Below are 14,962 nucleotides of genomic sequence, written 5' to 3'. Positions count from 1 at the left end.
TGGCATGGTGGAAAGGTACCTCACTTCCCCAGCGAGATGCTGGTTTCAAGGTGTCCACCATCTGGGGGTCAGGTCCCACTGGATTCAGGGCCGTATTACTACCTGTCCTGTGACGCATTGACAATGAAAGTCCGCGAAGGCGGACGTGTCGTTAAAACCAGTGTGCTTATCGCTACCGGCGTTAACAAAGACGGCTACCGTGAACTACTAGGCATGCAGGTCGCAACATCAGAATCCGTGGAATCATGGACCGGATTCTTCCAAGACCTCAAAGCCCGTGGTCTTGGCGAAGTCTATCTCGTCACCAGCGATGCGCACCTAGGAATCCAAGCTGCTGTTGGTCAAGTACTACCTACAGCCAGCTGGCAACGCTGCCGGACACATTTTGCTAAGAACCTGTCCTCAAAAGTGTCAAAACGCCAGTGGACAACACTATCGGGAATGTTTCACTCCATCTTCCAGCAAACCGACGCGCAAGCTACCTGGGACCAAGCCCGCCAGGTCGTAGATTTCTGCACCGAGCGTTTTCCCGACGCAGCCGACTACCTGGAAGAATCATTAGATGAGATACTCGCGTTTACAGCCACGCCCAAAGCTGTATGGACGAAGGTATGGTCCAATAATCCAACAGAGCGTTTGAACCGTGAAATCAGGCGGCGTACCGACGTTGTAGGAATATTTCCCAACCGCGCAGCAGTCATCCGCCTCGTCGGCGCCGTACTAGCTGAACAGCATGACGATTGGATTCAGCAGAAACGTTATATGTCACTAGCAAGCTTGGAACACACCCGACGAGCTACCAATACCATCCACGCCAACGACGCAGACACCATCAAGGCAGCCTCCTAATGAACCAACATCAACCCCGAGACGGACCCCAACACCGCCCCTGACACTGTCCCCCGATCCACCGATTCAGAAAGGACAGATACACCACTCCACCGGACTTGACCCCTGTTTTTGATGCGGTTGACCAGTACTGCTCCAACTATGGTGAGCAGTATGAGGATGAAAAATCCGAGGATCGACTTGTTTGCGATGCCGACATAACTTGAAATTGCCAGACCAAATAGTGCAACGCCAATCGCATTAGGAGATATTTTATGCCTGTTCATTAGTTTTCTTCCACACTTTAACGTTAAGTGGGCCTGACCCCCGACAGAACGGCTGAATCGGGAAATCCGGCGGCGTCCCGACGCTGTAGGGATCTTCCCTAACCGCAGTTCTGTGATCCGCCTGGTCGACTCTAGGCTAGCCGAACAACATGATGATTGGATCCAGCAAAAGCGCTACATGTCTGTCCTCGATTCAGAAAGAACAGATACACCACTTCTACAGACTTGACCATCCCCGCCACAGACAGGGCATCGAGGATGATTCTTACTCATCCTTTCATCGTGATCCGAACCGGCTAGCACAGCAGGAGGTTGTGTACGGTATTTCCTAGTCAAAGACCGGTGATCATCGTAAAAGAGTGGAAAAGGACTAGTACCACCAGCCCAGCCCCTCTAATAAGACAACCTCAACCAAGCATCCTGCTGTTTAGCCTCGAAGCCTTAAACTGTGCGAATTGCTCTCAGCTTAGAACGGCACGTTGATTGGCAGGCCTGCTGCGAACTGATTGTACGCCCAGTAAGCGTAGCCAATGATCTCACCAATCAGGTCGAGAGCGTAGAGCAAATTAAACAAGGGATTCTCCTTCAGCTGTCACGAAACTCTTATTTAGGTATCGCGACGCCGTAGCACCGCGTTACATCGGCGCAATATTGTGCTTTTTGGGCAGGTCATGCGCCGTCTTCGTGGCCAATTGCCGCAGCGCCTGGCGCAGGGCAATGCGCGATTGATTCGGCTGAATCATGGCATCGAGGTAGCCGCGCTCCGCTGCCACGTAGGGCGCAGTCATGGTCTCATCGTAGAAGTCCATGAACATCTTCTTGGTCATCTCGCGCTGCTCTGGGGTCTCGGCGGCCTCGAGCTGCTTGCCTGCGATCATGACCACGGCGGCGGCCGCGCCCATGACGGCGATCTGCGCGGTAGGCCACGCCAAGTTAATATCGCCGCTTAAGTTCTTCGACCCCATGACGGCATAGGCGCCGCCGTAGGCCTTGCGCACGATGAGCGAGACCTTCGGCACGGTCGCCTCCACGACCGCGAAGGCAAACTTCGCACCGCGGTGAATCAGGCCCACCTTCTCCTGCTCTACGCCCGGCAGGTAGCCAGGCGTATCGACGACGAAGACGAGCGGAACGTTATAGGCATCGCAGATGCGGATAAATCGCGCGCCCTTATCGGCGGCATCGGCATCGATGCAGCCGGCCAAGTGCATGGGGTTATTGGCCACAAAGCCCACCGTTTTGCCGTCGATGCGGCCAAAGGCGGTGATCATATTCGGCGCGAAGTTTTCTTGGATTTCGATGAGCTCATCGTCATCGCCAAGCTGGGTGAGCAAATCCATCATGTCGTAGCCGGCGTTGGTGTCATCCGGCATGAAGGAATCTAGATCCTCGTCTTCGATGATTTCGGCATCGGAAGGAGCGGGGAAGGTCGGCGACTCGTCAAAGCAGGTCAGCGGCAGGTGATCCAAAATATCGCGCACCATGTCAAAGGCGTCTTCCTCAGAATCCACCACGGCAGAGACGTTGCCGTTCAGCTCCTGCTGGCGGGCACCGCCGAGTTCAGCGGAGGTGACGTCTTCACCGGTCACCTCACGGATGACGTTGGGGCCGGTGACATACATTTCCGCTTCCTCATCTACAGCGATGACAAAGTCAGTGGTCACCGGCGCGTAGACCGCGCCACCGGCGGATTTACCCATCATGATGGAAATCTGCGGGCTGCGGCCAGAAAGCGGCAGCTGGCGGCGGGCAATTTCGGAGTACATGGCCAGCGAGGTCACCGCGTCTTGGATGCGGGCGCCACCGGAATCTTGGATGCCGATGACCGGGCAGCCAATCTTGATGGCCATATCCATGATCTCGGTGACCTTCTTACCAAAGGTGACACCCACGGAACCGCCGTAGACCGTCTTATCGTGGGCATAAATGCACACGGGCCGACCGGAAACGCGGCCATAGCCCGTGACCACGCCATCGGAATAGATGGCCTCCGGGTCGCCCGGGGTCTTGCCCAAGGAGCCGGTTTCGACGAAGGAACCTTCATCCAAGAGCTCGTTGATGCGCTGGCGAGGAGTGGTACGGCCTGCCTCGTCGCGGCGTGTGCGGGAACGCTCGCTGCCTGGATCTTGCGCTTCTTCTAGGCGCTTGCGCAGGTCAGCGAGTTTCTCAGCGGTTGTTTGCTTGGCCGCCACGTATCTTCTCCTCGATCCAATCATTCATATGCTTGCCCACGGTGCCAATGGCTGGCTCGTCCGGCACTGCCAAGTGATCGCCGGGCAGCTGCACAATATCTAGATTCTTAACGATAACGCCCCAGCCGCCATCCGGATCAACCTCAGCGTAGCGCGGCTCCAGCTCGATCGCACCGTCATGCATCCGCTCGGAGCGGAAGAGCAGCACGGGAACGCTGACATCGGCCCAGCGGTGGAAATCGATCTTGGCCAAAATCTGGTTATCCACGAAGGACGCCCGCTGGTGCTCCAGGACGCCGGCGGACAGGCCGTGTTCGGAGGCATCCGTCGTGGCCAAGAATTCCGCCAGCATGGTCATCAGGGCATCCTCGCCCATGGTTTCCAGCATCTCGTACGGCGGCTCGAAGGCCAGGCCATAGGTCTTCTTGGCAAAGGCAGCGTAGCGCTCCCACCGGGCGCGGGTTTCTTCCGGCGAATCCGGTGCCGGGTGGGAGGGCTGCGTGGTATCGAGCAAGGAAATGAAGGCGACCTCGGCGCTTTCCTCCCCGCGCTTGCTGCGCTCTGCCAGCTGGTAGGCCACCTCATAGGCCAAGGCGCCACCGAAGGACCAACCGCCAAGGACGACCTTGCGGCCGCGCGCATAGCGAACGATGTCCTCGATATAGGCGGCGGCGCGCTCTTCTAAGGAGCCTTCAATCCTTTCGACGCCGTAGACGGCGACATCCGCTGGCAGCCGACGGGTCAGCGGCTGGTAGACCACCGTGGTTCCACCGGCCGGGTGGAACATGAATACGGCTGGCCCATCGGCCTCGCGCAGGACGCGAATATTGCCTTCCACCTCGGTTTCAAGCCCCTCGCGGACCAGGTCAGCCAAGGTTTCCAGCGCCTCGGCGTCGAGGACCTGCTGCGCGGTGACATCGATGTGGGCGCGCTCGCGCAAGCGCTCGGCAATCTGTGCGGCCACTTCTGCAGAGATTTCCGGAAGCGGCGAGGTCACGCCCGCCGGGGCCTTGCCGGTAATGCTTGCCCAGGTGCCAAAGACCATGCGCTCAGAGGCATCGCGCGGGGCAACGCCAACACCCTGCTCCGAGTCTTGAGTGGTCTCGTCTGCTGCGGCCGCGGACTCTGTCGCCTCCGACGGTGCAGCTTCGGCGCTAGCGTCACTGTTATCTAAGCGGCCGCCGGCAACGGCCTCCTCGACCATGGTGATGACGTCTGCCAAGGAGGCATCGCGAAGCGCCTGCACCTGCAGCGGTGGAATCTGGAAGTCATTTTCCACGCGGTTTTTAATGCGCATGCCCATTAAGGAATCGAGGCCAAGGTCAATCAGCGGCAGCTCGCGCGGCAGATCCGAGACATCATAACCCATGGATTCGGACACAATAAGCGCCAGGCGATCCTCGACGGTTTCTTGGCGCGGATCCCAGCGCACCGCGTCTACATCCGCGTCATCGGCAGTCGGCTCCGGGGCGGCGCTGCCCTCTGGCACTGCTGCGACCCCAGGGATCGCCCCCGCGCCCAAGTCCAAGCCGGAGGCAAAACCTTCCGCCAAGAGCTCAGTCCGGGTGTCCTGCACGCTGTAGACGGCGATGGACATGCCGCCGATGGACGTGGTGACGACGGTGGTAATTTCCCCGTACGGCGGGAGATCGCGGTGTTCCTCCGCGGCCACGATGTGCGCCCCAGGCTGCACTGCTTCTGCGGCGGCCTCCACGATGGCCAGCGTGGACGGGGCCTGATCCGCGTTGGTGGAAAAGGCCACCTTGCCCTCCGGCAGGTTCACGCGAGTACCGGGCAGGCCGGAGATCCCAGCAGAGGGCCGCGCATTGGTCCAAAAACGCTGGCGGTTGAACTGGGTATACGGCGCTTCCGCCTGCGCGCCCGAGCCCACTACGGCGGCGAAATTCACCGGGTTTCCGGTTACGTAGAGCTTGCTCAATAGATCCAACAAGGACTCGGTGGGATCCACCTTGCGCTTTAGGCTATACAGCAATTGCGCATCGGCCTTGCCCACGGCAAACGCGGTAGACATAAGCCCCATGAGCGCCACCGGGTTCGGCGAAATCTCCACCAACTGGGTGTGGCCTGCGGCAAAGGCCTGTTCCGTAGCGTCCTGCAGATATACCGGGTAACGGGTCATGCGCAGCCAGTAATCCTCATCGTGGACGGTGGCGCCGGGGCGGTAGACCTCGCCCTTATCCACGGAGGAAAAGAGCGTCGTGTGCAGCGGGCGGGCCTCCATGCCGGCGATGGCAGCTTCGAGCTCACCCAAGATCGGATCGACGGCGGAGGTATGTCCTGCGCCCTTCACGTTGAGCGCGCGGGCGAATTTCCCTTCCCCCTCGAGTTTTTCCACCAGGTCCAGTACCGCCTGGCGCGGACCACCCACGGTGGTCATGCCGGGCCCGGTATAGACGGCTGGCTCGATGGCTGCATCGAGGGCGGCGATGTCCTCGGCGGATAGCTCAACGACGGCCATGGCTCCTTGCTCGGCATCGCTTAGCGATGCCTCTCCCTCGCCCATCAAGCGCGCGCGGTGGCAGGCAATAATCATCGCATCCCGCGCGGAAATGCCGCCCGCAGCATAGGCCGCGGCGATTTCACCCATGGACATGCCCATAACGCCCGCCGGGCGCACGCCGAAGGAGGCCAATAGGTCCGTCAGCGCGATCTGGATGGCGGTGATGGCAACCTGCGCCGTTTCCGTGTCATAGGTTTGGGAATCGTCCTCAACGATATCCAGGATCGACCAGCCGGACTCGAAATCGACGATAGCGTCGAGTTCTTTCAGCCGCGCGCTAAACAGCGGCGAGAGGGCGATCATGTCCTTCGCCATCTTGCGATGTTGGGAGCCGAAGCCGGAATATACGAAGATCGGCCCCTGCACCTGCGGGGAATCCGCTGCGGCGATGCCGACAGACACCTTGCCCTCGGCCACCTGGCGCAGGCGCTTAATGGCATCTTCAGTGGAGCTGGCCATGACGACGGCGCGCGAGCGCGAGTGGTTGCGGCGCGCGACCGTGCGCGCTACATCGGCCAAGTCTGGTTGTTCTGCCTCTAAGAAATCCGCGAGCAGTCCCGCCGCACGCGCGCGGCGGGAGGGCAAGAGGCCAGAGACCGGCAGCGCCACCGTGTCGGTGGATAGCTGCGGCTCGGTGGTACGCGGGGTGCCCTGGTAATCCGTCAAGACGACGTGGGCATTCGTGCCACCAAAGCCAAAACCCGATACGCCGGCCACTTTTTTCCCGGAGTATTCCGGCCACTCGCGCGGGTCTTCAACGACCTCGAGGCGCTCGGCCACGAAATCGATATAGCGGTTCGGACCAGCGTAATTGATATTTGCCGGGATGATATCGTGCCGCATGGCCTCGATGACCTTGATGAGACCCACGACGCCCGCGGCGGATTCGGAATGGCCGATATTGGTCTTGGCAGAGCCCAAGAGCACAGGCGATTCAATCCCGCGCCCAGCGCCCAGCACGCGACCGAGCGCGCTGGCCTCGATGGGATCGCCCAAGATGGTGCCCGTACCGTGGGCCTCCACATAATCCACGTCCTCGGGCGCCACGCCCGCATCCGCGTAGGCGCGGCGCAGCACGTCTTCTTGCGCTTCTGGGTTAGGCGCGGTCAGGCCATTCGAATGTCCATCAGAGTTGACGGCAGAACCCTTGAGGACGGCTAGGATTTCATCGCCATCATCCTCCGCGTCCTGTAGGCGCTTGAGCACCAGCACGCCGGCGGCATCGGCACGCACGATGCCATCGGCGTCATCGGAAAAAGCATGAATGGCGCTGGTAGGAGAGGTGACACCCAATTCCGAAAAGGCAGTGGAGGCGTGCGGAGCGGCCAAGATATTCACGCCACCCGCCAGCGCTACATCGGCGGCGCCGGTGCGCAGATCCTTGATGGCATGGTCGACCGCAACCAAGGAAGACGAGCAGGCCGTGTCCACATTGATAGACGGGCCGCGGAAATCCAGGGCATAGGAAATGCGGTTGGCGACGACTGCCGAGGAATTACCCGTGAGCGCATAAGGGTGCATCTCCGTGGGATCGGCCGTAATCAGCATGCCGTAATCATTATTGGTCGAGCCCATGTACACGCCCGTGTGCGTGCCGCGCAGCTCATTGGCTGGAAGGCCCGCGTTCTCCAGCGCGTGCCATACCAACTCAAGCAGGATGCGCTGCTGCGGATCCATGTTCGCGGCCTCCAGCGGCGATAGGCCGAAAAACTCCGCATCGAAGGATGCAACATCATCGATATAACCGCCGTCGGTATTTTGCTGCGCGATCTTCTCGCTCATTACCGGATCGGCGCTGTACTCAGACCACCTCCCCACCGGCAGCGGCCCCGTGCCCGCGCGCGATTCCGCGAGCATGGTCCAAAATTCCGGCACATCTTTAGCGCCTGGGAAACGTCCGGACAAGCCGATAACCGCAATATCAGAACCCTGCGCGGCGCGAGTCGTGCGCTGCACACGCGGTGCATCATCGCGCCGCCCCGCGGGCCCATTAAGCAAGCGATTGGCTAGAAGCTCAATCGTGGGGTACTCATACGCCACCGTGGCATCGAGCCGCGTGCCTAAAAGATTTTCTAATTCACCCGACAGTACTACGGCATCTCGAGAGGAAAGACCATAATTTTCCAGTGGGGTGGAATCTAAAATCTCTGTGGCCGCTACGCCCGTGGCCTGGGATACCCAGTCACGCAGCCATGCACGAAGTTGCTCGATGGTCATAAACCGTCTTTCCTAGTGGGGTTAATAGAACGACAAATACCTATATCGCTCTATTTTGTCACCTTGTTAACTCAACGTCCGAATCCGGCTTTAGGCTTGGTAGTCCTTCTTTGCCACGCGGCGGGCAATCTTATGCGAGGAGGTGCGCTTAATTTCTCCCGGTGCCTTCCACACTATATCGCTCGGGGTAATGCCGTGATTCTTTGTCACAGCCGTGCGAATTTCCTCGCTGGCGGCGGCGTCGCCGGATGGATCCGCATCATCGGCGCGCTCCACCAAGAGCACCAAGGACTCTGAGTTTTCGCCCTCTACGGCAAAGGCGGCGACGGAATCTGGGCGCACGTGCGCGGATGCGTCCTGCACGGTGCCTTCAATATCTTGCGGGTAGTGGTTGCGCCCGGCGATGACGATGAGATCCTTAAGCCGCCCGGTGATATACAGTTCGCCCTCGATGATGGTGGCGAGATCGCCGGTGGCCATCCACCAGTCATCCTCTGGCAAGCCGTCCTGGATGCGCTCGCCCAGGGTATTGCGGAAGGTAGCCGCGGTTTCTTCCGGGCGGTTGAGGTAGCCCGTTGCCATATTTTGCCCATGCGCCCAGATTTCACCGATGGTGCCCTCTGGGACCTCGGCCTTAGTTTCAGGATCCACAATGGCCAGGTGCTGGAACGAGACGCCCTGGCCATTCGAGGCAAAGGCAACCGTTGCCGCAGATTTTTCCTCAATAACCGCTTGCCCGTCCGCCAATTTTTCGCGGTTGAAATGGGAAATGACGGGGCGCTTTTCATCCTGTGCGGTAGCGACGATGAGGGTTGCCTCCGCCAAACCGTAGGACGGACGCAGCACCGAGCGGTCAACGCTAAAAGTGTCTAAGAACTTCTGTACCGCTGGTTCCGTCACCGGCTCAGAACCGATGAGGATGCCATCAACGTTGGAGAAATCCGCGTCCTTGCCGTAGCGCGCGGCCAATTCCAAGGCGAAATTGGGCACGGCGGTATAGGTTTTTTTCTCTTCACCCGGCTGGCAGCTGATGCGCTCAACCCACCGGTTGGGATGCTGGATGAAGTCGCGCGGGGTCATCATGTCCAATTCGATGCCCAAAATAGTGGTGAATAGCGCCAGGATGATGCCCATATCGTGGTGCATCGGCAGCCACGAGACCACGCGCGGTGGGAACTGCAGGTTCACCGCCCGGAAGATCTGCAGCACATTCACCAAAATCGCGCGATTGCTCAGTTCTACACCAGCAGGGGTGCGCGTTGAACCAGAGGTGTACTGCAGGAAGGCGGTGGACTCCACGCCCGCGCCAGCGACCGGCTTCCACGACGCCGCCAAGGAATCAGGCAGCGCATTGATGGAGATGACGCGCGGGCGCTCCCGATCGGTGGAGAAATAGCTGCGCACCGCCGCGGCCGATACGCGATTGGTCAACACGATAGGGGGCTCGCAGTCAGCAAAAACCGCCTTGAGGTGATCCGCGTGCCCCGGCTCATTCGGATCATAGAGCGGAATCGGGGTCATTCCCGCATACATCGCACCTAAGAAACCAAAGAGGTATTCGGGAGAGTTGCCTGCCAGAATGGCCACGCGGGTTCCCGGTTCTGCAACCTGTTGTAGGCGCGCTGCCACCACTTTGATCCGGGTATTGACCTCCTGGCGGCTGAGTTCACGGGCGGTGTCTTCCTCACCGTATAGCCACTGGCGCATTACTACCTGCGAGGTATCTGTGCCCGCCTGGTAGAGGGTCTCAGTCAGGCCCGCCAAAGTGAGCTCCGCGGGGAGGGCGATATTGCCCTCGGCGTCAAAAAACTTCCCCATGAGTTGCTGTAAATCCATCGATTCTCCTTTAGTAAATGCTTTTGTCTTAAAAAATTATCGATGTTGTAGCGCCTCATGTTACACGGCGTCAATGACCTGGTGTACCCAATCCACAACCCACTGATTCGCGGTAGTCCCATCAATCACGCCGTCGTTGCTGGCATATTGCGCGTGCACTCCATTGGCCCCGATCAAATCCTTGGCGCGTTCCAGACCATTGCCCACGCCGGTGGGTGCATCACACACGGAGTCATCGGGGGCACAAATCTGGAAGGTCCTATCCGCGAGCTCGCCGAAGCCGTGCGGGCGCGCGCCGCGCATAGTCGCTCCGGGCACGATGGGCTGAACGAGTCCGGAGACAGGTTCCAAGGCAATCTCGGCACCGATTCCGCCGAGCTCGTGTCCCGGATTTTGGCCCACGCCGTTTTCACGCCGGCCGTCTGCGATCAACGCCACGCCCGCGATATTCTCTGCGGGGATTGCGCCTTCGCCACCACCAATGTCATCGGCCACATCGCCGGCGATGACCGCGCCTTGAGAAAAACCGCTCAAAATAAACTTGGTCTGCGGGCAGCTATCATGCATGCCGCGCAGCTCCTCATTCATCTTCGCGGTGCCCTCATTGCGGGAATCGTCGTAGCTCATTTCCTCCTGCGCATTGATATTTTTAAATTGCGCAGTATAAGGAAGGGTCCACACCTTTACATCATCCCCGTAGGCCTCCTGCAACGGCTGCGTAATAGACAGCATGAACGAGCGCGGATTGGCAGAAGGGTTGAGGGGATCATCGTCGGCGGCGGATTCCCAGGTACCTGGCGCAGAAATGAACTCCACACTCGGGCACCACTCCGGCTGGGATTCCTCCGGTGGTGCCGCGGAGTCTGGCTCCTCGGGGGCGCTAAGTCCCGCCGAGTCCGAGTTCGTGAGGTAATGCGCCGCCCCCGCGCCGATAACGACGAGAAGGACGAGGACGGCAACGACGGTTATGATTTTTCGCATGAACTAGTTGTACCCGGAAAACCTCAAAGAAAGCTAGCAAAGAGCTGAACGTGCATTGTCCTGGAGTAGCTTTGTGAGCTCGTCAAAGTCCATGTCAGTGCGTTGCTGCTCAATCAGTTGTCCGGCCACCGCAGGAATGGTGATGTCATCCTCGCCGCAAGCGCCCTGGCCGGCGCCGAGGAGCTGATCTTCTACCCCTTCGACATTCACGCCGGAATCCTTTAACGAATCCAAGTACGCAGTCTCTTCCTTGGGCAGCGGCGCGGAGGGGATTTCAGAGATTTCGCGGGCGCCGCGGTCCTCCGGGGAACTCGCGGAGCCAGACTCGTTCGTCGGCTCCGCGGAGCCCTTGGAGCCATCCTTGGATTCGGATGGCTCCTGCGAGGAGGAAGCGCTGCTGGAGGCGGACTCGCTACTGCTGGTGGTCGATTTTTCAGAAGTCTTTTCGCGCGACAGCGGCGCCACCGAGGTGTCATTGCCGGAGTCACTATCCACGGTGGCAGAATCACACCCTGCCAATCCGAGGCATAAGACCGCTCCTATGAGCGCTAATTTACGCATGCTTACTTCTTTTCAGTCTGTATGCGGCCCATGACTTCACTGATCGTCCCATGCTGGAACTCCTGCTTCAATCCACCAGCTGCGATTTCGGAATAATCAGAGGTGGGCCAACCAAACTCGCCGTGCTCCCAGCCCTTTTTACCCCATTCATCCATGATGGCGCCCTTCAAGATATAGTGCGCCCCGGATTCTGGAGACCAGTAGATGGAGCCATTCTCAAACTCTTGGAAGAAGCCATTTCCGTCCTTGACCTTCTTCTCACCGTCCGTGGGGAAGCCCAGTGGGGAGTCGGCGCCGCCCATATCCTTGTACTTTTTGCCAATCTCGCCAAAGGAGACCTGGTTCTTGCCGTCTGGGTTGCGGGTCAGAATGCCACCTTGGAATTCCTGGACAAGGCCATCGCCCACCTTCTTTACCGGGCCGGTTGGGAACTTCAGAGCACCCTTTTCGTGCTCTTCCTCGCCCCACTTGTTAAACATGTCGCTGGTAATTTCCCAGGCGCCGGTCTCTGGGCTCCAGTAAATGGAACCGTGTTCGAAGTGCACGTAGCGTCCCTTGCCATCGGGAGTCTTGGTTTCATCGGATTTAGGGAAGCCCAACCAAGAGGTGGGGCCACCGATTTCCGCATAGCGGGCGCCGATGCGGCCGTACAGGGCGTGCGCACCATTCTCTGGGGACCAGTACGCCGTACCGGTTTGGAAGTCTTGTGCTTTGCCCTTATCGGCAACGTCATATTCGTTATTCAGGCAGGAACCGATTATGCCTTCTTTTGTGGCCTTGGCGATATCGCCTTCGGTCTTACAGTCCGCACCACGGTCAGCCTTGTCAAGGTTGAGGGCATCAGCAATGTGCGGCCATGCATTTTGCATCTCGAATTGCCAGTATTCCCAAGAGTGCACGCCGGAGGGCCGGAATTGCACTTCTGGTTCCACATTGGCGCGCTTCGCGTAATCCACGAAAGTCTGAGTGGACATCCGAGAGATAACTTCCAGTCCCATTCCGGCCAGACTTGCCTGCCCCTTGGCCACGGAGCCTTCCTGGCCAAAGTCGTCCTTGCCGGAACCAGCAGAAACGTAAACCTGCATGTCCTTGAGGTTTTCGATGCCTAGCTTGGGATCATGGTCAATCCAGTCCTGCGAGCCCGGCTCGCCCCACATCTTGCGGGAATCATAACCACCGGCATCGCGCTGCGCAGCCATGATGGCCTGCGGCATGCCACGGGTAGTCATATCGAGGTAGCCGGAGAAGGAACCGACGAAATCAAACAGGTGCGGATTACGCTCCGCCAAGTTGATCGCTGCGGTACCGCCCATGGACAGCCCAGTCACCGCGCGCTTCTGGTTGGAGCGGTACTCGTTATCCAAAATTGGGACCAATTCCTTGGTAAGGAACGTCTCCCATTTGTAGTGTTTACCCGCGTCTGGCTGCTGCCAGTCGGAGTAGAAGGAAGATTCGCCGCCCACCGGCATAATGAGGTTGACGTTACGGTCCGCGTATTGGTTGAGGATATTGGTCTCAATGGTCCAGCCGGACTCGTCATCGCGGGCGCGCAAGCCATCAAGTGCCCATACTTCTGGGAACTTCTTCTCTGGCTGCGAATACCAGTCGCGGGCGAGTTGGATCTGCACCTTCTGTTCGTGATCCGGCATGGCTGCGGACTGGATATAAACCATCAGGTGGCGGTTGGACAGGTACTCCACACGGTTAATCTTTACGCCATCCGGCAGGCCCTCCACCTGTGGGTACTCAGTCTCCACTGGGGTACGGGCCGGCGGATCCTTGGGCGCAAAGTGATCAGACAGGCTGCCGCCGTTGCTTGACTGAGCAGAGCTATTGTCACCAAGAGAGCTTTGGGCGGTGGCATTGGGCAGCAGGGCAAGTCCAACGGCAATGGCGGTTGGCATAGCTGCTACCGCGAGCCCCTTGCGGGCCTTGCCCGGGGAAGTGTTTTTGCGCATAGGTAAACGTCCTTGAAGATTTACCGCGGTCGCATTCCGAAGGTTCCCCTCCCCCGGACTGCTACCTGCGGCGTGAGCTGTCTATTTGCGCTTAAGTTTAAGTTGAACTTGAGGCTTTGGAAAGGCTGACACGCCGAGCAAAGTTATATCACCATTTATCTTGATGCAGAGCCTGTCCCCCGGAATCACCCAATAAGCATATAAACAATCAAAACTTACATCGACGCCCTCTCAGCAATCCCCCAGTTCAACCACAGACTGGACTCTCACTGAAAAATCACTAAGATTGCCGCAGTACGCACGGAAGTGCACCCTGTAAACATCCCCTACTCAAGGTGAAAGATATGAAAAACATAAAGACCAAAATCACCGCCGGACTCATAGCCCTCACCACAAGCCTCACCATGGCCCAGACCGCCAATGCGGACCAAGGCAAAGAAATGGTCACCTTCGGCGATTCCTTCACCGCCAACGGCGGCGCACCAGGAGACCGAGGATCAGCCTCTCCATATAAGCGCCCCTTCCACCCCTGCTTCAACGACAAACACAACTGGGCGCACCAAACCGCCAATAACCTTGACCACAACCTTGCCGATTACTCCTGCAACGGAACCAGCGTCTGGATCAACCAATACGTCGACGACGCCATCGAGCAAGGCAACATCGGCCACGACACCAAAGAAGTAGAGTTCATGTACGGCGGCCTCCAGCAAGGCACCTACTTCGATGCCCTAGCCAACGCCACCCTCCCCGACGTTCCCAAAGCCTCCACCTACCGCGGACTAATAGACTTCCAATTCAACAAAATTCGTGAAGCCGCACCCAACGCCCGCATCACCATGGTCAACTACGTCCCAATGACCGCTAATGACACCCTGTGCGTTGTAAACCACGACCAGCTGCAGCTTCCGGTAACTATCCCGGGTGCAACCATCGCAGAAGACGAATTCAACCGCGAAATCGGTCGCGCAGCACATGACCTCGGCGTCAACTTCATCAATCTCCACGACCAAGCCAAGACCCACGATCCTTGCCAACCAGACACCAACCACCGATGGGCCACACTCGTCCAAACCCCAACCGCCCCATCCGTCATGCCACTACACCCAACTGACGTAGGACACGACGGGATGACCCAAATCATCACCCGAGAACTTCAAAACCACTAACCACCAACCAAAGGACGAACCCGACACCGGAGAGCACCATGAACTAGTCCCCAAGAGTTGGACTGGTTTAATTCAAGAAGGTTAGGGGTTCAAGGGCCTGATTCCGATATTGCATCGGGGTCAGGCCCTTAAGTCATTGTTGGGTGCGTTCGGTGTTGTATTACTGGATGCAATCGTCGATTGCCTGGATGAACTCCTCGACGGTGTTGAAGTTCTCTCCGTGGTACATCTCGGTTCTCAAGTGGCCGAAGAAGTTCTCTATTACTGCGTTGTCGTAGCAGTTGGCTTTACGCGGCGTCGACTGAATACCGCCGTTGTCGTGGATCAATGTCCGCCAGGTTGAATGCTGGTATTGGAAGCCTTCATCAGTAATTTTTAGGTTGGCATTTTCGGCCCGCAACCGTTCGCTTTC

Annotated in this window: 8 protein-coding genes and 2 pseudogenes; 3 read left to right on the top strand and 7 right to left on the bottom strand. The window is 58.6% G+C overall.

Annotation, left to right across the window (positions count from 1 at the left end; genetic code table 11):
* Together ABRP93_RS06070 and ABRP93_RS06065 are read left to right on the top strand one after the other, a co-directional pair.
* Positions 1 to 849 (top strand): IS256 family transposase (locus ABRP93_RS06070; protein WP_349887291.1); only part of this gene is annotated, 849 nt, incomplete at its 5' end.
* A 306-nt stretch (positions 850 to 1,155) separates the two neighbouring features.
* Positions 1,156 to 1,344, top strand: a pseudogene (locus ABRP93_RS06065) (transposase); the annotation flags it as partial.
* Positions 1,345 to 1,750: 406 nt separating this feature from the next.
* On the opposite strand, the gene ABRP93_RS06060 reads toward ABRP93_RS06065, so the two are convergent.
* The 6 genes from ABRP93_RS06060 to ABRP93_RS06035 form a co-directional block, all read right to left on the bottom strand.
* The gene (locus tag ABRP93_RS06060) at positions 1,751 to 3,331 is read right to left on the bottom strand and encodes an acyl-CoA carboxylase subunit beta (protein ID WP_349887289.1); all 1,581 of its coding nucleotides are present in this window, start codon (positions 3,329 to 3,331) and stop codon (positions 1,751 to 1,753) included.
* Positions 3,282 to 8,045, bottom strand: coding sequence for a beta-ketoacyl synthase N-terminal-like domain-containing protein (locus ABRP93_RS06055; protein ID WP_349887287.1), 4,764 nt, complete (start codon positions 8,043 to 8,045; stop codon positions 3,282 to 3,284). The genes ABRP93_RS06060 and ABRP93_RS06055 overlap by 50 nt, the downstream gene beginning before the upstream one ends.
* 90 nt (positions 8,046 to 8,135) lie before the next feature.
* Positions 8,136 to 9,881 carry a FadD32-like long-chain-fatty-acid--AMP ligase gene (locus ABRP93_RS06050; RefSeq protein ID WP_349887286.1) on the bottom strand — a complete coding sequence of 582 codons (1,746 nt, stop codon included), beginning with the start codon at positions 9,879 to 9,881 and terminating at the stop codon, positions 8,136 to 8,138.
* A 60-nt stretch (positions 9,882 to 9,941) separates the two neighbouring features.
* Positions 9,942 to 10,862 carry a cutinase family protein gene (locus tag ABRP93_RS06045; RefSeq protein WP_349887284.1) on the bottom strand — a complete coding sequence of 307 codons (921 nt, stop codon included), beginning with the start codon at positions 10,860 to 10,862 and terminating at the stop codon, positions 9,942 to 9,944.
* A gap of 33 nt (positions 10,863 to 10,895) precedes the next feature.
* Complete coding sequence (locus tag ABRP93_RS06040) at positions 10,896 to 11,423, bottom strand: hypothetical protein (protein ID WP_349887283.1); 528 nt, start codon at positions 11,421 to 11,423, stop codon at positions 10,896 to 10,898.
* Positions 11,424 to 11,425: 2 nt separating this feature from the next.
* Positions 11,426 to 13,381 (bottom strand): alpha/beta hydrolase-fold protein, encoded by a 1,956-nt coding sequence (locus tag ABRP93_RS06035; protein WP_349887282.1) that lies wholly within the window; start codon positions 13,379 to 13,381, stop codon positions 11,426 to 11,428.
* Positions 13,382 to 13,725: 344 nt separating this feature from the next.
* Between ABRP93_RS06035 and ABRP93_RS06030 the strand changes: the two genes are divergently transcribed.
* Positions 13,726 to 14,550: a GDSL-type esterase/lipase family protein gene (locus ABRP93_RS06030; RefSeq protein ID WP_349887280.1), complete on the top strand. Its 825-nt coding sequence runs from the start codon at positions 13,726 to 13,728 to the stop codon at positions 14,548 to 14,550.
* Positions 14,551 to 14,683: 133 nt separating this feature from the next.
* On the opposite strand, the pseudogene ABRP93_RS06025 reads toward ABRP93_RS06030, so the two are convergent.
* Positions 14,684 to 14,920, bottom strand: a pseudogene (locus ABRP93_RS06025) (IS3 family transposase); the annotation flags it as partial.
* Between the last annotated feature and the right edge of the window lie 42 nt (positions 14,921 to 14,962).

It is taken from the genome of Corynebacterium sp. KPL2850, from assembly GCF_040225855.1.
Classification (GTDB): domain Bacteria; phylum Actinomycetota; class Actinomycetes; order Mycobacteriales; family Mycobacteriaceae; genus Corynebacterium.
Note: the sequence above shows the minus strand (reverse complement) of the source record. Positions and strands in the feature narration are given on the sequence as shown.